This window comes from Pseudomonas uvaldensis, from assembly GCF_021271205.1.
Classification (GTDB): Bacteria; Pseudomonadota; Gammaproteobacteria; order Pseudomonadales; family Pseudomonadaceae; genus Aquipseudomonas; species Aquipseudomonas uvaldensis.
The window spans coordinates 411,504-436,504 of record NZ_JAIWKS010000006.1 but is presented as its reverse complement, the minus strand read 5'-3'; the positions used below and the strand labels follow the sequence as shown (position 1 = coordinate 436,504).

Here is a 25,001-nt window from a genome sequence, read left to right as displayed (position 1 = left end):
CCACATGAATACACAACCTTTGCGCGTCGGTATCGGCGGTCCGGTCGGCTCCGGTAAAACCGCCCTGACCCTGGCCCTGTGCCTGGCCTTGCGTGAGCGCTACAACCTGGCGGTGGTCACCAACGACATCTACACCCGCGAAGACGCCGACTTTCTGGTGCGCAATGAAGCCCTGGCGCCGGAGCGGATCATCGGCGTGGAGACCGGTGGCTGTCCGCACACTGCCATTCGCGAGGATGCCTCGATCAACCTGGAAGCGGTGGACCAGTTGAACCGGCGTTTCCCGGGGCTGGACCTGATCCTGGTGGAATCGGGCGGCGACAACCTGTCGGCGACCTTCAGCCCTGAGCTGTCGGACCTGACTCTCTACGTGATCGACGTATCGGCGGGTGACAAGCTGCCGCGCAAGGGTGGACCGGGCATCTGTAAATCCGACCTGCTGGTGATCAACAAAATCGATCTGGCGCCCCTGGTAGGCGCCTCCCTGGAAATGATGGACAGCGACACCAGGCGGATGCGCAACGGCAAGCCATTCGTATTCAGCAACCAGAAAACCGGCCAGGGCCTGGATGACATCATCGCCTTCATCGAGCGTCAGGGCCTGCTGACCGCGGCCTGATTTTCATATCCGTTTTTCAATGATCGACAAGGAAGCATTTCCATGACATTCAAACGCCTCTTCGGCGCCCTCGCCTTGCTGCTGGCCCCGGCCATGGCCTTCGCCCATCCCGGTCATGGCGACAATGGCCTGATGGCCGGCCTCGGTCACCCCATCGGGGGCCTGGATCACCTGCTCGCCATGCTGGCCGTCGGCCTGTGGGCTGCGCAACAAAAGGGGGCGGCGCGCTGGGCGCTGCCGTGTACGTTCGTCGGGACCCTGCTAATCGGCGGCCTGCTGGGTTTCGAAGGCCTGGATCTGCCAGCACTGGAAAGCGGGATTGCCGCTTCGGTGCTGGCCTTGGGCCTGGCAGTGGCCTTGGCTGTGCGCCCACCGTTGAGCCTGGCAATCGTGGCCACGGCGCTATTTGCGTTGTTCCACGGTGTGGCCCATGGCCTGGAACTGCCGGAAATGTCGAACCCCTGGGCTTATGCGGCAGGTTTCGTCGCGGCCACGGCGGCACTGCATGGCGCTGGTTTCGCCGTGGTTCGCGTGTTGCCACGGGCAGCGGCTCCGCTGGTACGACTGGCCGGGGCGGCCTCGGCGGCGACCGGGTTCTGGTTGCTGGCGGGTTGAATTTACCGTTTGCCCGAGCCTCATCGCGAGCAGGCTCGCTCCAACATTTGATGGGCGTATACCGTCCCTGTGGGAGCGAGCCTGCTCGCGATGACGGACTTGAGGGCGCCATCTCTCTGAAGCCGGTCACTCTGCTACCATGTCGCGCAACCGCCCCTCCGTCGTGACGATGTCGACCCATGCCTGATGCCTCCCGCCCTGTGCCCTCACCCGAATTGACCCGCCTGTTCGCCGCGGTGCACCAGCACTTTCATGAGGTGATCGTACCGATGTGGCAAGGGCCCGGCTGGAACGCCGAGCTGGCATTGCCCTATGAATCGCTGGACGCAGGGCATTCGCCCTTGCCGCCCCAGCGTTATCGGGCGATGGCCTGCGCACGGCAGTTGTATGTGTTCGCCAGCCTGATCGGCGAAGTACCCCGGGCCGAAGAGCGGGCAGCGGCGCTGTTCCGCTCGCTGCAACGGCATTTCCATGACGCCGAGCATGGCGGCTGGTTCTACAGCATCGACCCACAGGGCGCGCCGCTGGACTCGGGCAAGGATCTCTATACCCACGCCTTTATCCTGTTCGCCTGTGCCCATTATTGGTCCAAGGTTCACGACCCCCTGGTGGAGTCGGTGCTCAATGCCGCCCTGCAAGTGGTCGAGCAGCGCTTTGCCAGCCCGGACGGTCTCTACGAAGCCAGTCTTGGCCGCGACTGGTCATCAATCGGTTCGGGCCCCTTGCAGAACCCATTGATGCACCTGGCCGAAGCATTTCTTGCGGTCCTTGAGATTCGCGAAGACGCCAGCGTCCGGCAGGCATTGCTGGCGTTGTGTGATGGCATGTTCAAGCGTTTCACCGACCCGCAGCAGCGCGTCATGATGGAAAAGCCCCTCGGGGCTGTGGATAACTGGTACGAGCCGGGGCACCAGTTCGAGTGGTATTACCTGCTGGCCTCGTCGCCCTTGCTGAGCGGCGGCACATTGCACACAGCGCTGGAACACAGCTTCGAACAAACCGAGCAACAAGGCGTGGACCCGCAATCCGGTGCGGTGTGCGCGATGCTCGCCCCCCACCCGCAAGCTGCCCCACGCGACGCCACCCAGCGCATCTGGGCCCAGGCCGAATACCTTCGGGCATTGACGCTGCGGCCGGAGAGCCAGCCATCGCTACAGCGTCAGCTACGAGCCTTGCAGCAACATTTCCTGCATCCGCGAGGCTGGCATGAATGCCTGGACGGCGCTGGCCTCGTCAGCCGCCAGGACATGCCATCGACCACGCCCTATCACTTGATGACCTGTTATCGCGGATTGGCCGACTACCTGACTGACCGGTAGATCGCTACCGCTGCAAGCCTTGCTCCCACATGCTGAGCGCTGGATTCCTGTGGGAGCAAGGCTTGCCCGCGATGAACAACACGCGTTCTTCAGGCCTTGTTATGCCGCTCAATGGCAAACCCGGCCCAGGTCTGGCTGACCGGCATCAGCTCCAGGCTGTTGATGTTGATATGCGCCGGGGTGTTGAGGACCCAGAAAATCGTCTCTGCGATGTCCTGCGGCTGGATCGGCTCGGCTCCGGCATAAGTCGCGTTGTAGCGCTCCTGATCGCCGCCGAAGCGCACCAGGGAAAACTCGCTTTCACACAGGCCCGGCTCGATATTGCTCACCCGCACCCCGGTGCCCTGCAGGTCGCAGCGCAGGTTCAGCGAGAACTGTTTGACGAACGCCTTGCTCGCGCCATAGACATGGCTGCCCGGATACGGATAGTTACCGGCGATGGAACCCAGGTTGATGATTCCGGCACCACGGCCGTGGGCGATCAGGCGCGGCAACAGCAGGCGCGTGCTGTAGATCAATCCCTTGACGTTGGTGTCGACCATCGTGTCCCAATCATCGAGGTCGCACTTGGGCGCCGGATCCACGCCCAAGGCCAACCCGGCATTATTGATCAAGCCCCGCAACGTCGTAAAGGACGGCGGAAGGTTGGCGATTGCATCCTCCATGGCCTTGCGGTCGCGCACATCCAATACCAGGCCATGGACTTCGGTCTGTTTCGACAACTCGGCACACAGGGCCTTGAGACGCTCTTCACGACGGCCTGTCAGCACCAGTTTCCAGCCGGCCTCGGCAAAACGACGGGCGCAGGCTTCACCAAATCCGGACGTCGCGCCGGTGATAAACAGGGTGTTGGACATCGTGTTCTCCTTGCTTGAGCCATTGAATGGAATCGGCCCATAGGATGCCCGGCCCGCTGGTAAGCGGCAACTGAACACCGTTCATGTGATCCCTGGAGAAAACTGATCATTAAATGAGCAAATCGCGCTTGGCCTTGCTGCACAAGGGCCGCAGCACTTTGCCCGCATCTTATCCACAGGCAGATCCACAGTAATCGGGGGCAAGTCAAAACGCTGCAGGCCGCTGTGCATAAGGCTTTGAGAGGTATTTGGAAAATATTTTCTCTTGACCGCACAAGTCAGGTTGTGCAGTTCCAGTTATCTGCTATAAGCCGTTGGCTGATAGAGAGATGGCTCCAAGCCAGCAACTACGGCCCTCCGAGCGGTCTTTCCAGAGTTTAATCACAGAGTTATCCACAGGCTTGCGCACAGAAATGGACAGCGATCCTCGAGCCTGAAAAAAAGTTGACAACAGTCACTTCAGCTTGGCTGAAAACACCTGATCAAAAAACAACCACCACGCTGTAAGCCACGGATTCAAAGGCTTCCAGCCAGCTACTCCCACGTTACCCACAGCCGGTTCCACAACAAACGGGGACAAGTCAAAACCGTGACAAAACAACTGTTTGCAGTGACTTTATGTCGCGGTTTCGCAGGGGGGTTGGGATTGTTGTCCACAATTGCCCGGCACCAAGAAAAACTCTGTGGGGGCGATGGTGTTCTGAAGAAGAAAAAACCGGCGATCACTCGCCGGTTTTTCATGACCGCATCGACCTCAATGACCGCCCAGGTACGCGTTGCGAACCTCCTCATTGGCGAGCAGCTCCTTGCCCGTCCCGGTCAGTCGGATTTCGCCGTTGACCATCACATAGGCCCGATCCGAGAGCCTGAGTGCATGGTTGGCGTTCTGTTCCACCAGGAAGATGGTCATGCCGGTGGCCGCCAGTTCACGCAGAGTCGCGAAGATCTGCTTGACCACGATTGGCGCCAACCCCAGGCTCGGCTCATCGAGCAGCAACAGCTTCGGCCGGCTCATCAACGCCCGAGCAATGGCGAGCATTTGCTGCTCTCCACCGGACATGGTCATTGCACGCTGGTTGCGCCGCTCCTTGAGCCGCGGGAACAGCTCGAACATGCGTTGCAGGTCTTCGCCGGCGTACTTGTCACCGATGGGGATGGTGCCCATCAGCAGGTTTTCCTCGACCGTCATGTCGGGGAATACCCGCCGCCCTTCCGGCGACTGGGCGATGCCGTTGGAAGCGATGTAGTGGGACGATTTGTGGGTGATGTCCACACCCTGGTAGATGATCTGCCCACCCGCCGCCCGCGGCTGGCCGAAGATCGACATCAGCAGCGTCGACTTGCCGGCACCGTTGGAGCCGATCAGGCTCACGGTTTCGCCCGCCTCGATGTGCATCGAGACTTTCTTCAGGGCCTGGATCGGCCCGTAGAACACATCCAGTTCCTTGAGTTCGAGGATTGGCCCACTCATACCAGCTCCTCTTCATCGGCACCCAGGTAGGCCGCAATCACCTTCGGATCGTTGCGAATTGCCTCGGGACCGCCTTCGGCGATTACGTTGCCGTGGTCCAGCACCACGATGTGGTCGGAAATGCTCATTACCATGCCCATGTCATGTTCGATCAGCACCACGGTCAGATCGTGCTCGTCGCGCAGCAGCCGGATCATCGCGCTCAGCGCTTCGGTTTCCTGAGGGTTGAGGCCGGCGGCCGGTTCGTCGAGGCAGATGATCTGCGGACGGGTGCACATCGCCCGGGCGATTTCCAGGCGCCGCTGCTGGCCGTAGGAAAGCTCCCCGGCCAAACGGTTCGCGCAATCCACCAGATCCACCACTTCCAGCCAGTAGAAGGCGTGGTCCAGGGCATCGCTTTCAGCCTTGCGGTAGCCCTTGGTGTTGAGGATGCCGGCCACCAGACTGCGATTGACCCACATGTGCTGGGCCACCAGCAGGTTTTCAACCACCGACATTTCCTTGAACAGACGAATGTTCTGGAACGTACGCGCCAGGCCGGCACGGTTCACCAGGTGAGTGCCGCCGAACATTTTGTAATACAGCCGACTGGCAAAGGATTTCGGCGACACGAAGTCCGTCGGGCGAAACGCTTCGCCCAACAGCTGGATCACGTTGGTCCGCTCGCCGCGCACGTTAAGCTCGATCTTGCCGCCTGTCGCCTTGTAGAAACCGGTCAGGCAGTTGAACACCGTGGTCTTGCCCGCACCGTTGGGGCCGATCAGGGCGAAGATGGAGTTGCGTTTGACTTGCAGACTGACGTCGCTGAGGGCCTTGATGCCCCCGAATTGCATCATCAGGTTTTCAACGTGGAGTACGACTTCACTCATGGCGCTGCCCTCCGTCATGCGCTATGGCACCTTTACGCGGCGCCACCCCGGCGCGACTGATCCGGATCAGGCCACGGGGGCGCCAGATCATCATCAACACCATCAGGAAGCCGAACAACAGCACTCGGTATTCGGAGAAGCTGCGTAACAACTCCGGTGTAATCGTGAGCACGAATGCCGCAATGACCACCCCCACCGTCGAGCCCATGCCGCCCAATACCACAATCGCCAGGATCAGCGCCGATTCGAAGAAGGTGAACGACGACGGGTTGACGAACCCCTGGTAACTGGCGAAGAACACACCGGCCAGGCCCGCAGTGGAAGCACCGATGGTGAACGCCGAGAGCTTGACCAACACATGGTTCAGGCCCATGGAGCGGCAGGCGATCTCATCTTCGCGCAGGGCCTCCCAGGCACGCCCGACCGGCATGCGGGTCAGGCGATGCTTGATGTAGAGCACCAGCAGCACGACGATAAACAGCACGATGTAGATGAACAGAAACTTGAAGTTGGGGTTGTAGTCGATGCCGAAGAACTCATGGAAAGGCACCCCGCCATCCTTTGCCCTGCGACTGAACTCCAGTCCGAAAATCGTTGGCGACGGCACCGGCATGCCATTTGGTCCACCCGTGAACGACAGCCAGTTGTTGAGCACCAGACGGATGATCTCGCCGAACCCCAGGGTCACGATGGCCAGGTAATCACCGTGCATTCGCAAGACCGGGAAGCCCAATATGCACCCGGCCATCGCCGCCGCAATGGCGGCCAACGGCAGCACCGTCCAGAACCCCAGCCCCAGGTATTGATAACCCAGCGCCAGGCCATAGGCACCGATGGCATAGAACGCCACGTAGCCCAGGTCCAGCAGCCCCGCCAGGCCGACCACAATGTTCAGGCCCAGGCCCAGCAGCACGTAGATCAACCCGAGGATGACCACGGTGAGCACGTATTTGTTGGCGAAGAACGGGAACACGATGGCGATCACGATCAACGCCGGGATGATCCAGCGCAGGCGCGACTTGTAGTCCGGTGGCAATACATGCACGCCAGAGCCGGTGCTTTCGAACCCCTGGAGTACCTTCAGGCCCTTGGGTGTTTGCAGGAACAGACTCAAGGCGAAACGCCCGATCATTACGATCGCCACCAGCCAGCCGACGCGGGCCGGTTGCAGATTGAAGCTGTAGCCGTCGAGCACCACGCCGACGATCGGCCCGAACACGATCAGCGAGATCAGGCCGGCCAGGATCGCGTCGATGACGCTTTGTTTGATATCAAGCGGTTTATTGGCAGCAGACATACTTATACCTTCGCCACGAGTGGGCGACCCAACAGGCCTTGGGGACGGAAAATCAGAATCAGCACCAGCAGCGAGAAACTGAACACGTCTTTGTAGTCGGAGTTGATCAGACCGGAGAACAGCGACTCGGAGATCCCGAGGATGATCCCGCCGAGCATCGCCCCAGGCAGGGAGCCGATGCCGCCGAGTACCGCCGCGGTGAACGCCTTGATGCCGATGATGAAGCCGGCATAGAAGTCGAACGTGCCGTAGTTCATGGTGATCAGCACACCGGCCAGGGCCGCCATGGCCGCACCGATGATGAACACGTAGGAAATCACCCGGTCAGTGTTGATCCCCAGAATGGAGGCCATCTTGCGGTCTTGCTGAGTAGCACGGCACATGCGTCCCAGCTTGGTGTACTTGATGATGTAGGTCAGCAAGGCCATCCCGGCGAATGCCGCGACCAGGATGAAGATCTTGGTGTAGGTCAACTGGACGAAGCCGGTGCCGATGTCGACCCGCATGGCGCCTTCGAGCAAAGTGGGCACGCCTTGTTGGCGAGCGCCCTGGCTGAGCTGTGCATAGTTCTGCAGGATCAGCGAGATGCCGATGGCACTGATCAGTGGCGCCAGGCGGGTGGAGTTGCGCAGGGGTTTGTAGGCGACGCGTTCGATGACCCAACCGTATACTCCGGTGACCACGACCGTGAACACCAGCGTGCCAAGGATCATAAGCGGGAAGGATTCGATACCGAAGTAAGCCAGCAGAGCCAGACTGATCGCCGCGAGGTACGCAGAGATCATGTAAACCTCACCGTGGGCGAAGTTGATCATGCCGATGATGCCGTAGACCATTGTGTAGCCGATGGCGATCAGACCATAGACCGACCCGAGGGTCAGGCCATTGATCAGTTGCTGCAGGAAAATACCATCCATAACGCAATCTCACGCATTTGAGAGATTGCACGCACACCGCCGCGACGGACCGGGGTTCAGCCGCCGACGCTGCACGATGTGCGCGCAGCTCTCGGAAGAAAGACAGACGGGCTCGTGGCAAGGAACCCGTGAAGGATGAACAGCGGCTCCGTGGCGTGGGCTCGCGCCTTCGCCACGGGCCATCATCCATTCAGATTACTTCTGTTTTTCCAGCTGATGGTATTTGCCGTCCTTGTCCCACTGATAAACCACGTAGTCGGAGACTTTCAGGTCACCCTTGGCGTCCCACTCCTTCTTACCCATCACGGTCTGGACGGGATTGGCCTTGAGCCACTTGGCTGCGTCTTCGCCCTTGTTGGACTTGGCACCGTTGAAACCGGCGGCCAGGGCCTGAACCGAAGCGTAGGCATACAGGGTGTAGCCTTCCGGCTCCGTTCCCTTGGCGCGGAAAGCGTCCACCACGGCCTTGCTGTCAGGCAGCAGACGCGGGTCCGCGCCAAAGGTCATGTACACGCCATCGACGTATTGCGCGCCACCGGCGGTAGTAACCAGTTCGTCGGTCACGATGCCGTCGTCGGACATGAATTTCACGTCCTTGAGGCCTTGCTCACGCAACTGGCGGACCAGCGGACCGGCCTCTGGATGCAGGCCACCGAAGTAGACCACGTCGGCGCCAGCCGCACGGATCTTGGTGACCACGGCGCTGAAGTCTTTTTCGCCACGGGTCAGGCCTTCGTACAGCACAGGCTTCACACCGCGTTTTTCCAGTTGTGCCTTGGTCGCGTCCGCCAGGCCCTGGCCGTAGGTGTCCTTGTCGTGCAGTACCACGACTTTCTTGCCCTTGATCACATCGACGATGTAGTCGCCGGCCACGATGCCTTGCTGGTCGTCACGACCGCACATGCGGAACATGGCGCTCAGGCCACGCTCGGTAACCTGCGGGTTGGTGGAACCGGGGGTGATGGCGATGATGCCGGCTTCGTCGTATACCTCAGAGGCCGGAATGGTGTTCGAGGAACAGAAGTGACCCACCACGCCGGCCACTTTGTCCTGGTCGACGAAACGGTTGGCCACGGCCACGGCCTGTTTCGGTTCACAGGCGTCATCACCTGCCACCAGCACGATCTTCTCGCCGTTCACGCCACCCTTGGCGTTGATCTCGTCCGCCGCTGCCTGTGCCCCCTTCATGTACTGCTCGCCAAATGCCGCGTTGGCGCCAGTCATCGGACCCGCTACACCGAACTTGATGTCGGCTTGAGCAAACGCAGAAACACCCATCGCAGTAGCGACTGCGAGGGCCAGAAAGCCTTTCTTGTAAAACGTCTGGGACATGAGGTGGTGCTCCAAGGTTTTTTTTAGTTGGCACTGCGACTTCACTGAAAAGCTCAGAGCAAGGGCCGTGCCATCGGTTTTTTATTCTGAAAAAAGTCGCTGTTTTATTGTTATCTCGACTGTTTTGAGCCCTTTTTCATAGGGCGTGCAACCGTCTAAACCGCACGAGGTGCAACCATCGATAAAAATTAGCGCAACCCTCCTTGAGCCATCATTGCAACCATTCACTAAAACGACGTGCAACCAGCCTGTAACAACCTGCGTCACCGAACTGCACACTGTCGGTGCGCGATTGCTACAACCCGCACCATAACAGGCTAGACGCTACGCCGGAAAACGCCGGCCCCGGCAACAATTTTCAACACTCAAATGACGATCCGCAGGCACTGGCCCGCGTGATACAGCGAGAACCCCGCCTCATACAGGCAACTGCGCAGCCCCGCCCCCGTCACGGGCTGCATGGGAGTAAACGGAATCGGCAGCGACTTCGCGTCACCATGGCACAGATAATCGGCGAAGGCCTTGCCGACCACCGTGCCGGTGGTCACGCCCCGTCCGTTGTAACCGGTCACGGCCACCAACCCCGGAGCCGGTTCGAACAGGCGCATCAGATGATCGGGGGTGAACGCGATGCAACCGGTCCAGGTGCATTCCCACTCCACCGCCTTGAGATAAGGGAAGTAATGCTGCTGGACCCGGTCGGCCCACGCCTTGAGGAACCAGGTGGGCTTGCGGTTGCCATTGCCCAGGCTGCCCAGCAACAAGCGCCCGTCCTTGTCCCGGCGAATGCTGCTCAGGACCTGACGGGTATCCCACGACCCCTGGCCGCCCGGCAGGATGCGGCGCGCCGCCTCGTCGGTCAGCGGGACGGAAGCGACCTGATAGTAATAGCCAGGAAAGAAATTGCGCCGCAGCTCGGTCCAATCGCCCTCGGTATAGGCATTGGAGGCGATCACCACCCGCTCGGCCAACACCGAGCCCTGGGCGGTCTGCACCGACCAGCGCTGGCCCTGGCGTTCCAATCGCGTAACCGGCGAATGGTCGAACAGTTGCCCTCCCAGGTCTTTGGCCGCCTTGGCCAACCCGCTGGCATAGGCCATCGGGTTGAGCGTGCCGGCACGGCGATCGAGCAACGCCGCAGCAATTTTCGTCGTGCCGGTGGCCTCGACACAGGCCTGACCGGTGAGCAATTCCACGGGGGCGCCACGGCGTTTCCACTGCTCTTCACGACTGCGCAAGTCCGTCTCGCCCCGGGCATTGTGGGCCATGTGCAAGGTGCCTTCACGGCGCAACTGGCAATCGATTCTGTATTTGTCGATGAGGCTGAACACCAGCGCCGGCGCGGCCCCCAACATACGGTTGAGTTGGCTGCCCACCGCTTCGCCGAATCCGGCTTCTATATCGTCCGGCGGGATCCACAGGCCAGCGTTCACCAGCCCGACGTTGCGCCCCGAGCCGCCATGCCCGGCCCGATGGGCCTCCAGCACCGCGACGCGCTTACCCTGCTCCAACATATGCACCGCCGCCGACAGCCCCGTAAAACCCGCACCGATCACACAGACATCGACGGTGATTTCACCGGTGAGCGACCCATTCTCGGGTCGTTGCGGCGTCAGTGCTTCCCACAGACATTCTTCGCGTAACGGCATTGCCAGACTCCAGACAGAAACCTAACAAACACAGAGGTCAATGTGGGAGCGAGCCTGCTCGCGATGGCGGTAGATCAGCCACACAAATCTTGCATGGTACGCCGCCATCGCGAGCAGGCTCGCTCTCCCAGGGATTTTCGTTGACGGACTTCAGTCGAAGGTAATCCCCTGCGCCAACGGCAACTCCAGCGAATAGTTCACGGTGTTGGTCTGGCGGCGCATGTAGGCACGCCAGGCGTCGGAGCCGGATTCGCGACCGCCGCCGGTTTCTTTCTCGCCGCCAAACGCGCCACCGATTTCCGCGCCGCTCGGGCCGATGTTGACGTTGGCGATGCCGCAGTCGCTGCCCACGGCCGACATGAACTGCTCGGCTTCACGCACGTCAGTGGTGAAAATGCAGGACGACAGGCCCTGTGGCACCGAGTTGTTCAGGTGCAACGCCTCGGCGAAATCCTTGTAGCCGATCACATACAGGATCGGCGCAAAAGTTTCGTGGCGGACCACGTCGCTCTGCTCGGGCATCTCGACGATAGCGGGCGACACGTAATAGGCATTCGGGAACGTGTCTTCAAGTTGGCGCTGGCCGCCAAACACCCGACCGCCTTCGCTCAGGGCTTGTTCCAGGGCGTCCTGCATGTTGTCGAAGCTTTGCTTGTCGATCAGCGGCCCGACCAGGTTGCCTTCCAATGGATGGCCAATGCGCACCTTCGAATAAGCGGCCTTGAGACGGGTGACGATTTCTTCTTTCACCGACTCATGGGCAATCAGGCGACGCAGGGTGGTGCAGCGTTGGCCAGCGGTGCCGACGGCGCTGAACAGGATGGCACGTACGGCCATGTCCAGATCGGCGCTCGGAGCAAGAATCATGGCATTGTTACCGCCCAGCTCCAGGATGCTGCGCGCGAAGCGTGCCGCGACCTTCGGCGCGACTTCGCGCCCCATGCGAGTGCTGCCGGTGGCGCTGATCAACGCCACGCGCGGATCGTCCACCAACGCCTCGCCGGCATCGCGGCCGCCGATGATCACCTGGCTCAAGTACGGCGGCGCGTCGCTGAAGTTCTTCAGCACGCGCTCGAACAACGCCTGGCAGGCCAGGGCGGTGAGGGGCGTCTTCTCCGACGGTTTCCAGATCACCGCGTTGCCACAGACCAGCGCCAGCGTGGTGTTCCAGGCCCACACCGCCACCGGGAAGTTGAAGGCGCTGATGACGCCGACCACGCCCAGCGGATGCCAGGTTTCGCGCATATGATGGCCCGGACGCTCGGAAGCGATAGTCAAGCCGTACAACTGGCGGGACAGGCCGACGGCGAAGTCGCAGATGTCGATCATTTCCTGTACTTCGCCCAGACCTTCCTGGGTGATCTTGCCGGCCTCCCAGGACACCAGTTCACCAAGATCGGCTTTGTATTCGCGCAGCAGGTCGCCAAACTGACGCACCAGCTCACCGCGACGCGGGGCCGGCACCTTGCGCCACAGGTCGAAGGCATGCTGGGCGCGGCTGACCTGTTGCTCGACTTCAGCGGCACCTTCCCAGTTCACGGCGCCGATGCGACCGCCATCGATGGGCGAATGCACCGCCTGCGTGCCGTTCTGGTACAGGGCCGGGGCGACGCCCAAACGATCAAGCAATGCAGCAACCATGGTTAATTCCTCAAGCAAAAGAAAAAGGATTGGCAGCCGAACCTGCACGGCTGATCAGACCTGTAGTTTTAGCTGGCCCGAGACTTGCCAACAAACGACCTTTAAGCGAGATATCATTCCGTTTATTCATGCTGCCCGTCATGCGGCACGCCGAGCGACAGGAAACAAGGCCTCATCATGCTCAACAAACGCTATTTGCCGTCGATCACGGCGTTGCAGTGCTTCGAAGCAGTGACTCGTCACCTGAGCTTCACCCGCGCAGCCGAGGAACTGCACTTGACCCAGAGCGCGGTCAGCAAGCAAGTCGCACAGCTTGAAGAGCTCTTGCAGCATCTGCTGTTTCGCCGCGTGCGTCGACGCCTGCAACTGACGCCGGCCGGGAATTTGTACTTGGGGGAGGTTCGAAAGATCCTCTCGCAGGTGGAAATGTCTACCCATTACCTGCGCTCTTACGGCGGCGATACCGAAGTCCTGCGAGTCTCGACGCCCCCAACCTTCGGAGCACGCTGGCTGGTCCCACGCCTGAAGGGCTGGCGCCTGCGGCATCCGACGATTCACCTGGATCTGTGCAGCGAGCAGGAAGCCGATGACTTGCAACAAGGCCGTAGCGACCTGGCGTTCTACTTCGGCCAGGGCTCACGCCCCGGTACCGAATCGCTGAAGCTGTTCGGCGAACAACTGGTACCGGTCTGCGCGCCAGGAAGCCTGCCAGACAAGCCTTTCACCGAACCGACACAACTGACGGACCTGGTGCTGCTGCAAAACGCCTCGCGCCCCCAGGCCTGGCATGACTGGTTCGACGACCAGGGTTATCACACCGAACACAGTTATCACGGACCGCGTTTCGAAACCTTCTACATGTGCATTCGTGCCGCGCAGGTCGGCTGCGGTGTCGCCCTGCTGCCGCGTTTCCTGGTGGAAGAAGAATTGGCTGACGGCAAGCTGGTCATCCCGTGGCAACATGCGATGCCCAGCACCAACGCCTACTACCTGGCGTACCCCGAACACTCGGCGGAAGTGCCTAAGGTAAAACTCTTCGTGGAGTGGATGCTGGAGCAGATCGGCAATCCGGATCTGGCGCATTAACCTCATCCAGTACAACCCTCGCCACAGAAGATGTCTGTGACGATAAATCACTGGCAATATCCATCCCGGTTATGCGCCACTAGGCACTTCATCCATAACCGTTGTCCGCCCGCTGCCGATTGCGGCGACCTGTCTGGAGACCCCACCATGAGCGAGAGTGTGTTTGCCGATCGCATCGTGCAGAACCTGCTCGACACCGACTTCTACAAGCTGACGATGATGCAGGCGGTGCTGCACAACTACCCCAACGTCGAAGTCGAATGGGAATTTCGTTGCCGCAACAGCGAAGACCTGCGCCCGTACCTGGCGGAGATCCGTTTCCAGATCGAACGGCTCGCCGAGCTGAACCTGAGCGCCGACCAGTTGGGTTTCCTGGAGCGCATCACCTTCCTCAAGCCAGACTTCCTGCGTTTTCTCGGGCTGTTCCGCTTCAACCTGCGCTACGTGCACACCGGCATCGAAAACAACGAGCTGTTCATCCGCCTGCGTGGGCCGTGGCTGCACGTCATCCTGTTCGAAGTGCCGCTGCTGTCCATCGTCAGCGAGGTGCGCAATCGCTACCGCTATCGTGAAGTCGTCCTGGAGCAAGCGCGGGAACAGTTGTACCGCAAGTTCGACTGGCTGACCGCCAACGCCAGCGCCGACGAGTTGTCCGAACTGCAGGTCGCCGACTTCGGCACCCGTCGCCGGTTCTCCTACCGTACCCAGGAAGAAGTCGTGAACGTGCTCAAGCACGATTTCCCCGGGCGCTTCGTCGGCACCAGCAACGTGCACCTGTCCCGTGAGCTGGACATGAAGCCCTTGGGCACCATGGCCCATGAATGGATCATGGCCCATCAGCAACTGGGCCCACGGCTGATCGACAGCCAGATCGCTGCTCTCGATTGCTGGGTACGCGAGTACCGTGGCCTGCTGGGCATCGCGTTGACCGACTGCATCACCATGGACGCCTTCCTCGGCGACTTCGATCTGTTCTTCGCCAAGCTGTTCGACGGCCTGCGGCATGACTCGGGCGACCCGGTGATCTGGGCCGAGAAAGCCATTGCCCACTACCACAAGCTGGGTATCGATCCGATGAGCAAGACCCTGGTGTTCTCCGACAGTCTGACGCTGCCCAAATGCCTGGAGATATTTCGGGCATTGCGTGGTCGCATCAATGTGAGCTTTGGTATCGGCACCAATCTGACCTGTGATATTCCAGGCGTTGAGCCCATGAGTATCGTGCTTAAAATGATCAGCTGTGACGGGCAACCCGTGGCCAAGATTTCAGACGAGCCCGGCAAGACCCACTGCAAGGATCCGAATTTCGTCGCCTACATGCGACATGTTTTCCAAGTACCTGCCGCCCTTTCTGACAGATCAAGCAAGGAGTGAATTCATGCAAGCCGTACAGCGTGAGATTGCTGAACAGCTCAAGGTTCAGCCACCGTTCGCCGATGACGCGGCCCTCAAGGCCGAGGTCGCTCGCCGGGTAGCCTTCATTCAGGATTGCCTCGTCAACTCCGGGCTCAAGAGTCTGGTGCTGGGGATCAGTGGCGGCGTCGACTCGTTGACCGCCGGCCTGCTGGCCCAGCGTGCCGTACGCGAACTGCGGGAGAAAACCGGCAACGCGGCCTATAAGTTCATCGCCGTGCGCCTGCCGTACGAAACCCAGTTCGATGAGCATGAAGCGCAGGCCTGTGTGGACTTCATCGAGCCGGACGAGCGCCATACCGTCAACATCGGGCCGGCAGTCAAGGCCCTGGCCAAGGAAATCCTGGCCTTCGAAGGCAAGGGACCGGGCTCGCGGGACTTCGTACTGGGCAATACCAAGGCGCGGATGCGCATGGTTGCGCAATACACTATCGCCGGCGCCGAACAAGGCCTGGTGATCGGCACCGACCATGCGGCCGAAGCCGTGATGGGTTTCTTCACCAAGTTCGGCGACGGCGCCTGTGACCTGGCGCCGTTGAGCGGCCTGGTGAAAAACCAGGTCCGGGCGATTGCCCGTGACTTCGGTGCGCCGGAGTCGCTGGTGGAAAAGGTCCCTACCGCCGACCTCGAAGACCTGTCTCCGGGCAAGCCCGACGAGGCCGCCCACGGAGTGACCTACGGCGAGATCGATGCCTTCCTGCATGGCAAGACGATACGGGAGGAAGCGGCCAGGATCATTTGCGAAACCTATCGCAAGACCGAGCACAAGCGGGTGTTGCCGTACGCGCCGTAACGGGCGACGTCCTTTCCTGTGGGAGCGAGCCTGCTCGCTCCCACATTGGATGGGTGCCGACTTCAGAAATTGCGCAAAAAAAAAGCGCCCTGCTCGGGCGCTTTCTTGTATCTGGAGCACTCACTTCAGCGTAACGGTGCCTTTCATCATGGAGATGTGGCCAGGGAACGAGCAGAAGAAACCGTATGTTTCATCTGCCTTGAGTTTCGAAACGTCGAAGGTTACGGAATCCGTTTCCCCGCCGCCAATGAGCTTGGTGTGGGCGATGACGCGGGCATCATCGGCCTTCAGGTAGTTTCCATCGACACCCGCGCTCATACCATCGGAGGCAATCAGCGGCATGTCAGTCGCTTTGCTCAGCACCCAGTTATGACCCATGACGTTCTTTGGCAATTTGCCGGTGTGCTTCAATTCAACCGTGAACGTCTTGCAACTCTTGTCGATCACAATGTCCTTGGCGCTGAAGGACATTTGGTCAGTCGAGTCGATGGTGGTCTTGCACTCCGCTGCCATCAGTTGGCTGCTGGCCAGTGTCAACAGGGATACTGCTACAAGTTTGGCGAACATCATGAATCTCCAAGGCATGGTTAACAAAATTCCTTCAAAGGGGAAGACTGCCTGAATTTCAGACAAGTTCCTATGACCTGAATCAAAAACTGTATACAACTTAAGGCTATCAGCCTGATGGATACAATCAACCGGTCATACGTACTGCACCGCTCTATGATCGGCCTCATCACCTTAGAGGAGCGATCACCATGAACTTCAACAGCCTGATTTGCAGCCTGCTCGCCGCGTACGCCTGTGGCGCCAGTGGCACCTATGAAAAACCCCGTCGCGAGATCTAAGCCTTCGCAATCTTCTATACAGACTTTACTCTGGAGCGGTTATCGATCCTGGAGTAAAGCATGTCCTTAGCGTCTGTTTGTGTATTTTGCGGCGCCAGCACCGGCGCCAACCCGGCTTATCGCGAAGCGGCCCAAGCCCTGGGCCGGGCCTTGGCGGAGCGAAAGCTGACCCTGGTCTATGGCGGCGGTGCCGTGGGCCTGATGGGCATTGTCGCCGATGCCGCCCTGGCGGCCGGCGGTGAAGTCATCGGTATCATCCCGCAAAGCCTGAAGGATAAAGAGATCGGCCACAGTGGCCTGACACGCCTGGAAGTGGTCGATGGTATGCACGCTCGCAAGGCCCGCATGGCTGAACTCAGCGACGCCTTCATCGCGCTGCCCGGCGGCCTCGGCACACTGGAAGAATTATTCGAAGTCTGGACCTGGGGCCAGCTCGGCTATCACGGTAAACCGTTGGGGTTGCTGGAGGTGAACGGCTTCTACAGCAAACTCACCGGATTTCTCGATCACATCGTCGAGGAAGGCTTCGTCCGCGCAGCTCATCGCGACATGCTGCAAGTCAGCGAATCGCCACGGGACCTGCTCGACGCGCTGGATGAATGGCAGCCGTCGGTACCACCCAAATGGGTCGGACAAAAAACCGACTGAAAAGCCGGGGGCCGACACCGGCCCTCACCCCCCCAACGCTTTGGCAACCGACTGGCGATAGCCTTCCGGCAGATTGGCCGGTAACCGGCCCGGCTCGAAGAGTCCGATCTCTTTGTGCTCATGGCTGATCGTCGGCACGAAACCGCCCAGCAACTGGCAGCGGTAAGTGGAAATGAAGACGTGCTTGCCGGGAATGACTTCGAACAGATAGGAGTCCAGCGGCTCCCCCACGCTGACCTCGACCGCCAACTCCTCGACGATTTCCCGCGCCAGGCATTGCGGCGCCGTCTCGCCCACTTCGATTCGCCCGCCGGGCAGCTCCCACTCATCCCGCTCATTGAGCATAAGCACGATCAACCCTTCGGGAGATTGCAGCACGCCTTTGATGGAGACCGGAAACATGGGGCTTTCCTCCCTATTCAATACATACCTGTGGGGGCGGGCTTGCTCGTGAAGGCGGTGAGTCAGCTACATCATCATTGACTGACAGTGCGCTTTCGCGAGCAAGCCCGCTCCCACAAAGCGTTTCTCTTACGATTCAACTGGCATCACCGTCACCCGCACCTCGGGATCATGGCTACCGCCCCCCAGAATCACCCCGCGCAACGGCGATACATCGGAAAAATCCCGGCCCCAGGCCAGGGTGATATGCTCCAAAGCCGGCTGCACGTTGTTGGTCGGGTCGAAGTCCACCCAGCCCAATACCGGGCAAAACACCGAGATCCAGGCGTGGGACGCATCGGCACCAATCAGCCGTGGCTGGCCGGGAGGTGGCTGGGTCAGCAGGTAGCCGCTGACGTAACGCGCCGCCAGCCCACGGGACCGCACACACGCCAGCATGAGGTGGGCAAAGTCCTGGCAAACGCCTCGCCGCCGCTCCAGCACCTCCACCAATGGGGTCGCCACTTGGGTCGCTTCGGCATCAAAGGTGAACTCGTCGAAGATCTTTTCCATCAGTGCCCGAACGCAAGCCATCAGCGGGCGTCCCGGCGGGAAGCAGCTTTCGGAGAAATCGACGAAGCTGCGCTTGAGATGCACATAAGGCGACTCGAAACGGTAGCGACAGGCCTCCAGCACTGCGGCTGACAGCGGTCGGCTGCTGTAGGTCAGCGCGCTACAGGTCGCTTCCCAGGCCGGCGACAGGCGGAAATCCGGTTCGGGGCGGGCCAGCACCTCGACGCTCAAGCGTGCGTTGACCAGCAACTCGTCGTGGGGCCGTTCGAACGCCAGGCGAGTCAGCGGATTGCCGAAGACATCCCGTTCGTCGCGCCGGGTCGTCGGCTCCGGACTGATCGTCAGCTGCTGCTCGGTGCAACGCTGCCAGTCACAGGTACGCGGCCACAGATGGGCCAGTTGCTGGGCCAGGGACACCGGGCTGTCGTAGTGGTAATGGGTGTCATGGAAGATCTGGTAACGAGCGTTCATCAGACGGACACCGTGCGCTGGCTGACATCGTCGACATGGGCAAAATGGCGCAAGGCCAGGCGATCCGACACCTGGCCGCTGACATCGGCGATCTCCTGCAACAGGTCGGCCAAACCATCGAGCGCAGCGCGCAGGCTGGCTTCGCCGAACAGCGGATCTTCGAGGCAGCGCAGGTCGAAGCGCGACAGGCGCATCACCAGCTCCGGCAACGCGGTGTCCCGGGGGGCGCCGAAGTCATCGTTCAGACGCTTGAGTGTTCGGGCCACCAGTTTTAACTGGAAGAGCACCGCGTGGGGGTTCTGCTCATCCAGCAGCAAGAGGTCGAGCACCGGGATCAACTGGGCCACCGCCAGATAACGGGAGCGATACGTGATGCTGCTGTTGCCCAATTCCAGCAACCATTCCAGCCCCGCCTGATCGAACACGGCCTCGCCCCGCAGGAACGCCGACAGGCTGCTGCTGAGAAACTGCAGACGCTCCAGGCGCCGCCCGATCATCAGGAAGCGCCAGCCCTCATCGCGGGTCATGTCGTCGAGGGCGAAGCCGGACAACGCCGCCAAGGACATCACCAAGCGGTTGAGAAAATCCATCAGCTCGCCGAAGTCCGGCTCTCCGGTTTCCAGCTCCAAGGCTTCGCGCTGCAATTCCACCAGCGCCTGCCAGTTCTCCCGGGACAGCTTGCCGCGTACCTGCGACGCCGCCCATTGCAAGCGTTGAAGGTTGGAACGCAGGCTGAACGACCAATCCTCCCCCAGCAACGCCGCCAGCAACCGCTCAGGCAATTCGCCTTCTTCGGGCAGCAGCATCAGGCTTTCCCCCAAGGATACCGCCGACTGCAGGGCTTGCGGATCATCGCCATCGACATAACGCGCCAGCATGATCCGCAACAGCCGCGCACTGCCATCGCAGCGTTCGCAATAACGACCGAACCAGAACAGGTTTTCCACCACCCGGGACGGCAGGTAGGGATCGCGCCGGACCAGATCGTGTACGCCCACGGTTCGCTGGGCTTTCCATTGCTCGCCACCGGGCGCCTGCTCCCCCAGTACCCAGGTGTCCTTGCTGGCGCCGCCGCGTTGCATCGATACCACTTCGGCGTCGGCCTTGGCGGCCACGCGGGTCAGGCCACCCGACAACACCCGATACTCATCCTTTGCGGACACCGCATACACCCGCATGCCAATGGCCCGTGGCTGGATCTGGCCCTCCTCAGCCTGCCACACCGGTGCCTGGGACAACTGCGCCAGTTCCTGGGCGACATAGGCGTAGGGCCGTGCCTGCATGCGTGCGGCCAATTGCGCGCGCTGCGCCTCGGTCAGGTCACGCCCCAGTACCGGCTTGAAACTCTGGGAAGGAAACGCCGGCTTGACCAACAATTGAGGCAGTTTTTCCAAGGCCTGGGCCAGGACCGGTGGTTCACCGCACCACCAGGTGGCAATGGACGGCAGCAGCAATTGCTCGCCAAACAGGAACTGGTTGATCTTCGGCAGGAACCCCAACAGGCCCGGCGACTCCAGCACGCCGCTGCCCAAGGCATTGGCCACCAGCACCCGGCCCTGGCGCACCGCCTCCAGCAATCCCGGCACCCCAAGGGCCGAGTCGGTGCGCAACTCCAGGGGATCGCAAAAATCATCGTCGAGCCGACGCATGATGGCATGGACCCGACGCAGCCCGCTGAGGGTCTTGAGGTACACCGTGGCGTCCCGAACCGTCAGGTCACCGCCTTCCACCAGCGGGTAACCGAGCTGGCGCGCCAGGTACAGATGCTCGAAATAACTTTCGTTGAACCGCCCCGGCGTCAGCAGCACCACCAGCGGCGGCTCGCCATCGCTGGGCGCCTGGCGCGCCAGGGTTTCCTGCAATGTACGGAAGAAACCGGACAGGTGCCGCACGTTCAGGTCGCGATACAGGTCGGGGAAGGCCCGGGAGACGATCATGCGGTTTTCCAATGCATAACCGGCTCCGGAAGGTGCCTGGGTGCGGTCCGCCGTTACCCACCAGCGACCGTCGGGCGTGCGCGCCAGGTCCACCGCGTACAGATGCAGGAAGGTCCCGTCCGGCGGTGTGATGCCCTCGCAGGGCCAGAGAAAATTGTTGTGCCCGAATACCAGTTCCGCCGGCAACAGCCCTTCACTGATCAGCCGCTGTGGCCCATACAGGTCGGCCAACACCGCGTTGAGCAAGCGCGCACGCTGGGCGATGCCCGCCGACAGATGCTTCCATTCTTGCGCGTCGATCACATGGGGCAGCAGGTCCAGCTCCCATGGCCGATCGGCCCCCTTCGGGTCCGCATAGACGTTATAGGTGACGCCGTTTTCCTGGATTTGCCGCGCCAGTAATGCCTGGCGCTGGGCCAATTGGGTCGGGGTACTGCGCTGCAACTGATCCAACAGTCGCCGCCAGTGGGGACGGACCGCACCGCTGTCGTCCAACAGTTCGTGGTAGGTGCCCGTGGTCAGCGGGTAACGGTCAAGCAGGTCAGGCATGGAAAGCTCGGCAGACGGCAATGAAAGATCAGACTAGCGCAAGCAGATGACGGCCGGATAGATGTGTTTTGTGTCGGGTCTGGCAGCCATTTTCTGTCAGGAACTATCGTGGCGAGGGAGCTTGCTCCCGCTGGGCTGCGAAGCGGCCCTTTTGTTGTGAGCGCTAGGCACTCAGCGGGAGCAAGCTCCCTCGCCACTGGATGTACGCTTAGCTTTTTGTGGCCCCATGAAAACGCCGCAGATCGAGCGTCAGCGGAAACTCGTCATCCACCACCACGCTGGGTATCGACAGTTTCCCCGGCGTATGTCCGACACGGAAGAAACGCGCCATCCGCCGGCTTTCCGCTTCGTTGGCATTCACCGGCAGGCTGTCGTAATTGCGCCCGCCCGGATGGGCCACGTGGTACTGGCAACCGCCCATGGAGCGTTGCCCCCAGGTGTCGAGCAAGTCGAAGACCAGCGGCGCATGGACCGGGATGGTCGGTTGCAGGCAACTGGCCGGCTGCCAGGCGCGAAAACGCACCCCGGCCACGAACTCGCCGACCCGGCCCGTGGGTTGCAGCGGCACCGGCACGCCATTGCAGGTCAACAGATAGCGTTGCGGCGCCATGCCGCTGAGCTTGACTTGCAAGCGCTCCAGGGATGAATCCACATAGCGTACGGTTCCGCCTCCGCCCCCCTCTTCCCCCAGCACATGCCAGGGCTCCAGGGCCTGGCGCAGTTGCAGCTCGACACCGCCCACCGCGTAATCGCCCACCTTGGGGAAACGGAACTCCAGATGCGCAGCGAACCATTCGGCCCGCAACGGGTAACCGGCGACATTCAGCTCAGCAATGACGTCGGCAAAATCCTGCTCGATGAAATGCGGCAACAGGAACCGGTCGTGCAGTTCCGTGCCCCAGCGCGCCAGCTTTGCCGGTGCGTAAGGCTCGCGCCAGAACCGTGCCACCAGCGCGCGCAACAGCAGTTGCTGGGCCAGGCTCATGCGCGCATGAGGCGGCATTTCAAATGCACGCAACTCCAACAGGCCGAGGCGCCCGGTAGCACCGTCCGGTGAGTAAAGCTTGTCGATACAGAATTCAGCGCGGTGGGTGTTGCCGGTCACGTCGATCAGCAGATTGCGCAACAACCGGTCCACCAACCAGGGTGGGCATTCTTCGCCGGGCTGCGGCATTTGTGCGAAGGCGATTTCCAGCTCATACAACGCGTCGTTGCGCGCTTCGTCCACCCGTGGTGCCTGGGACGTCGGGCCGATGAACAATCCAGAAAACAGATACGACAATGAAGGGTGGTTATGCCAGTAACTGATCAGGCTGCGCAGCAGGTCGGGGCGCCGCAGAAAGGGAGAATCACCGGGCGTCGCACCGCCCAGTACGAAATGGTTACCGCCACCGGTACCGGTGTGCCGGCCATCGATCATGAATTTTTCGGTGGTCAACCGGGTGAGTCGCGCCTGCTCGTAGAGGAACTCGGTGCGCTCCACCAGTTCATCCCAGGTCGCTGATGGCTGCACATTCACCTCGATCACACCCGGATCGGGCGTGATGCGGAAATTACCGAGGCGCGGATCGCTCGGCGGCTCGTAGCCTTCCAGCAGCACCGGGCATTGCAGTTCCTCGGCCGTCGCCTCGATGGCGGCGACCAGTTCCAGATAATCCTCGACCCGCTCCAGCGGCGGCATAAACAGATACAACCGCCCTTGCCGCGCTTCGGCACACAATGCCGTGCGGGTCAGCCAGTCGGCCGACTCGTCGATGGCGGGCGCCCGGTCCTGGTGGACAACCGCCTCGCCATGGTCGGCCAACTGCGCGGCGTCCGGCAGCCCGGGCAGATCCTGGTTCGGGTCGGTGGGATGGATAAAGGGATACTCCGCCGCCTTCACCCAAGGCTGGGACGACAGGGGCAGGCGATAGCCCAGGGGCGAATCTCCCGGCACCAGCCGGCAATGTTCGTCCCGCAGATACCAGCGGCCGCTTTGCCATTGATCACCCTTGGCGGTGCGCGCCAGCGGCAGGACCTGGCCGATGATCTTATCCAGGCCTTGGCTGAATACCTTGCGCAGCCGTGCCCGCTCCAGGGCATCTTCCAGGCGCGGGTCTTGCGCGGTGACGTTCAAGGGCAAGGTGCCTTCACGCCAGAGGTAATAGAAGTTGTCTTCGTAGGCAGGGAATACGAAGCGCGTAGGGATTTTCAAACGCTCAGCGACGCTCGTCAGAAATCGCCCGGCCATCCCACCATCGGCACCGTAATCCTGCTGCTCATCCGCAATCAAGGCGTCGTTGTGCCAGATCGGCACCCCGTCACCCCGCCAATAACAATTAAGCGACCAGCGTGGCAGCGGCTCGCCGGGGTACCATTTGCCTTGACCAAAATGCACCAGCCCCCGGGGTGCGTAGTGCTTGCGCAGCCGCTGAAACAACTCGGCGGAGAGCCTGCGCTTGTCGGGTCCGAGCGCGGCGGTGTTCCACTCGGCACCGTCCGGGTCATCGATGGAAACAAATGTTGGCTCGCCGCCCATGGTCAACCGCACATCGCCTTCCAGCAGATCGGCATCGATCTGCTGGCCCAACGCCTGGATCGCCAGCCACTGCTCGTCGGTATAAGGCTTGGTCACCCGGGGTGCTTCCCAGATCCGTTCCACAGCCATTTCGTGGCTGAATTCGCACTCGCAAGGTTCTACCAGGCCCGTGATGGGGGCCGCCGAGGACGGATCAGGACTACAGGCCAATGGGATATGTCCTTCGCCGGCAAACAGCCCGGACGTCGCATCCAGGCCAATCCAGCCAGCGCCCGGCAGGTAGACCTCGCACCAGGCATGCAGATCCGTGAAATCCACTTCCGTGCCGGAAGGGCCATCGAGGCTTTTGACATCGGCGGTCAACTGGATCAGGTAACCGGAAACGAAACGCGCGGCCAGCCCAAGGTGGCGCAGGAGCTGCACCAACAGCCAGGCCGAATCGCGACAGGAGCCAGACCCTCGTTCAAGGGTGTGCTCCGGCGTCTGCACGCCCGGCTCCATGCGAATCAGGTAGTCGATGTCTTTGCTCAGCCGCTGGTTGAGCCCCACCAGGAAATCCACCGCCGGCAACGGCGCCCGCTCGATGCTGTCCAGATAAGCCTTGAAACGAGGTGTCAGCGGCAGCTTCTCCAGGTAAGGCATCAGCTCGTGCTTTTCATCAGCCGCATAGGTAAACGGAATCTGCTCGGCGTAGGGCTCGAGAAAGAAATCGAATGGATTGAACACCGCCATTTCCGCCAGCAGATCGACTTCGATCCGCAGTTCCCGGGTTTTCTCGGGAAACACCAGTCGCGCCAGGTAATTACCCTGGGGATCCTGTTGCCAGTTCATGAAGTGCTTATCGGGCGAAACCTTCAAGGCATAAGACAGAATGCGTGTACGACTATGGGGCGCCGGGCGCAGGCGAACGATCTGCGGGCCCAATTCGACGGCACGGTCGTAGCGGTAATGCGTGACGTGATGCAAAGCGACATGGATCGACACGGCGTGCCTCCTGCGGGCCTGGAGCGTTATCGAAAGCGGGGCAAGACTTATGCCATGCGGGCAAGCCGGACACTTTTTTCGTCTGCACAGGACAGTAGAGCACTAAAAACCCATGACGCCCGTATTCCTGCCATAGGAACCGGGCAATGGCTTAGCGCCGCGCCAGAAAGTAAAACGCCAGCTCTCAGGCTGGCGTTTTACTTTATCGCTCAAG

The 25,001-nt window shown here is 61.1% G+C and carries 20 protein-coding genes; 7 read left to right on the top strand and 13 right to left on the bottom strand.

Features of this window, described 5'->3' with window-relative positions:
- Positions 1–4: 4 nt before the first annotated feature.
- The 3 genes from ureG to LCU97_RS16730 all read left to right on the top strand — a co-directional run bounded on the left by ureG (position 5) and on the right by LCU97_RS16730 (position 2,553).
- Positions 5–619, top strand: coding sequence for an urease accessory protein UreG (gene ureG / locus LCU97_RS16740; RefSeq protein ID WP_053155587.1), 615 nt, complete (start codon positions 5–7; stop codon positions 617–619).
- A gap of 42 nt (positions 620–661) precedes the next feature.
- Positions 662–1,234, top strand: a complete 573-nt coding sequence (locus LCU97_RS16735; protein WP_232777217.1) for a HupE/UreJ family protein — start codon at positions 662–664, stop codon at positions 1,232–1,234.
- Between the two features lie 179 nt (positions 1,235–1,413).
- A complete protein-coding gene (locus LCU97_RS16730) occupies positions 1,414–2,553 on the top strand; it encodes an AGE family epimerase/isomerase (protein WP_232777216.1) in 1,140 nt (379 codons plus the stop codon).
- A gap of 89 nt (positions 2,554–2,642) precedes the next feature.
- On the opposite strand, the gene LCU97_RS16725 is transcribed toward LCU97_RS16730, so the two are convergent.
- The 8 genes from LCU97_RS16725 to amaB form a co-directional block, all read right to left on the bottom strand.
- Positions 2,643–3,410, bottom strand: a complete 768-nt coding sequence (locus LCU97_RS16725; RefSeq protein ID WP_053155593.1) for an SDR family oxidoreductase — start codon at positions 3,408–3,410, stop codon at positions 2,643–2,645.
- A 754-nt stretch (positions 3,411–4,164) separates the two neighbouring features.
- On the bottom strand, positions 4,165–4,881 hold the full coding sequence (locus LCU97_RS16720; protein WP_053155595.1) for an ABC transporter ATP-binding protein: 717 nt from the start codon (positions 4,879–4,881) through the stop codon (positions 4,165–4,167).
- Complete coding sequence (locus LCU97_RS16715; RefSeq protein WP_053155689.1) at positions 4,878–5,750, bottom strand: ATP-binding cassette domain-containing protein; 873 nt, start codon at positions 5,748–5,750, stop codon at positions 4,878–4,880. The genes LCU97_RS16720 and LCU97_RS16715 overlap by 4 nt, the downstream gene beginning before the upstream one ends.
- Entirely contained in the window at positions 5,743–7,047 is a 1,305-nt protein-coding gene (livM, locus tag LCU97_RS16710; RefSeq protein ID WP_053155597.1) for a high-affinity branched-chain amino acid ABC transporter permease LivM, read from the bottom strand. The genes LCU97_RS16715 and livM overlap by 8 nt, the downstream gene beginning before the upstream one ends.
- A gap of 2 nt (positions 7,048–7,049) precedes the next feature.
- On the bottom strand, positions 7,050–7,964 hold the full coding sequence (locus LCU97_RS16705; protein WP_053155599.1) for an ABC transporter permease subunit: 915 nt from the start codon (positions 7,962–7,964) through the stop codon (positions 7,050–7,052).
- A 195-nt stretch (positions 7,965–8,159) separates the two neighbouring features.
- Entirely contained in the window at positions 8,160–9,296 is a 1,137-nt protein-coding gene (locus LCU97_RS16700; RefSeq protein WP_232777215.1) for an ABC transporter substrate-binding protein, read from the bottom strand.
- A gap of 365 nt (positions 9,297–9,661) precedes the next feature.
- Positions 9,662–10,945 carry an L-pipecolate oxidase gene (gene amaA, locus LCU97_RS16695; RefSeq protein WP_232777213.1) on the bottom strand — a complete coding sequence of 428 codons (1,284 nt, stop codon included), beginning with the start codon at positions 10,943–10,945 and terminating at the stop codon, positions 9,662–9,664.
- Positions 10,946–11,095: 150 nt separating this feature from the next.
- Positions 11,096–12,586: an L-piperidine-6-carboxylate dehydrogenase gene (gene amaB, locus LCU97_RS16690; protein WP_053155604.1), complete on the bottom strand. Its 1,491-nt coding sequence runs from the start codon at positions 12,584–12,586 to the stop codon at positions 11,096–11,098.
- Between the two features lie 177 nt (positions 12,587–12,763).
- Between amaB and LCU97_RS16685 the strand changes: the two genes are divergently transcribed.
- The 3 genes from LCU97_RS16685 (at position 12,764) to nadE (ending at position 15,878) form a co-directional block, all read left to right on the top strand.
- A complete protein-coding gene (locus LCU97_RS16685) occupies positions 12,764–13,672 on the top strand; it encodes a LysR family transcriptional regulator (RefSeq protein ID WP_053155607.1) in 909 nt (302 codons plus the stop codon).
- A 147-nt stretch (positions 13,673–13,819) separates the two neighbouring features.
- Positions 13,820–15,046, top strand: a complete 1,227-nt coding sequence (gene pncB, locus LCU97_RS16680; RefSeq protein WP_053155609.1) for a nicotinate phosphoribosyltransferase — start codon at positions 13,820–13,822, stop codon at positions 15,044–15,046.
- Positions 15,047–15,050: 4 nt separating this feature from the next.
- The gene (gene nadE, locus LCU97_RS16675) at positions 15,051–15,878 is read left to right on the top strand and encodes an ammonia-dependent NAD(+) synthetase (protein ID WP_053155610.1); all 828 of its coding nucleotides are present in this window, start codon (positions 15,051–15,053) and stop codon (positions 15,876–15,878) included.
- 120 nt (positions 15,879–15,998) lie between these two features.
- Here nadE and azu read toward each other — a convergent pair whose 3' ends face one another.
- Positions 15,999–16,445 carry an azurin gene (gene azu / locus LCU97_RS16670; RefSeq protein ID WP_053155691.1) on the bottom strand — a complete coding sequence of 149 codons (447 nt, stop codon included), beginning with the start codon at positions 16,443–16,445 and terminating at the stop codon, positions 15,999–16,001.
- 341 nt (positions 16,446–16,786) lie between these two features.
- On the opposite strand from azu, the gene LCU97_RS16665 reads away from it, so the two are divergent.
- The gene (locus LCU97_RS16665) at positions 16,787–17,374 is read left to right on the top strand and encodes an LOG family protein (protein ID WP_232777212.1); all 588 of its coding nucleotides are present in this window, start codon (positions 16,787–16,789) and stop codon (positions 17,372–17,374) included.
- Positions 17,375–17,398: 24 nt separating this feature from the next.
- Here LCU97_RS16665 and LCU97_RS16660 read toward each other — a convergent pair whose 3' ends face one another.
- From LCU97_RS16660 to LCU97_RS16645, 4 genes are all read right to left on the bottom strand, one after another.
- Positions 17,399–17,776 carry an NUDIX hydrolase gene (locus LCU97_RS16660; RefSeq protein ID WP_053155614.1) on the bottom strand — a complete coding sequence of 126 codons (378 nt, stop codon included), beginning with the start codon at positions 17,774–17,776 and terminating at the stop codon, positions 17,399–17,401.
- A gap of 129 nt (positions 17,777–17,905) precedes the next feature.
- Positions 17,906–18,799: a transglutaminase family protein gene (locus LCU97_RS16655; RefSeq protein ID WP_053155616.1), complete on the bottom strand. Its 894-nt coding sequence runs from the start codon at positions 18,797–18,799 to the stop codon at positions 17,906–17,908.
- Positions 18,799–21,285 (bottom strand): circularly permuted type 2 ATP-grasp protein, encoded by a 2,487-nt coding sequence (locus LCU97_RS16650; RefSeq protein ID WP_232777211.1) that lies wholly within the window; start codon positions 21,283–21,285, stop codon positions 18,799–18,801. Before LCU97_RS16650 ends, LCU97_RS16655 begins: the two co-directional genes overlap by 1 nt.
- Before the next feature lie 208 nt (positions 21,286–21,493).
- A complete protein-coding gene (locus LCU97_RS16645; protein WP_232777210.1) occupies positions 21,494–24,787 on the bottom strand; it encodes a transglutaminase family protein in 3,294 nt (1,097 codons plus the stop codon).
- Positions 24,788–25,001: the final 214 nt, after the last annotated feature.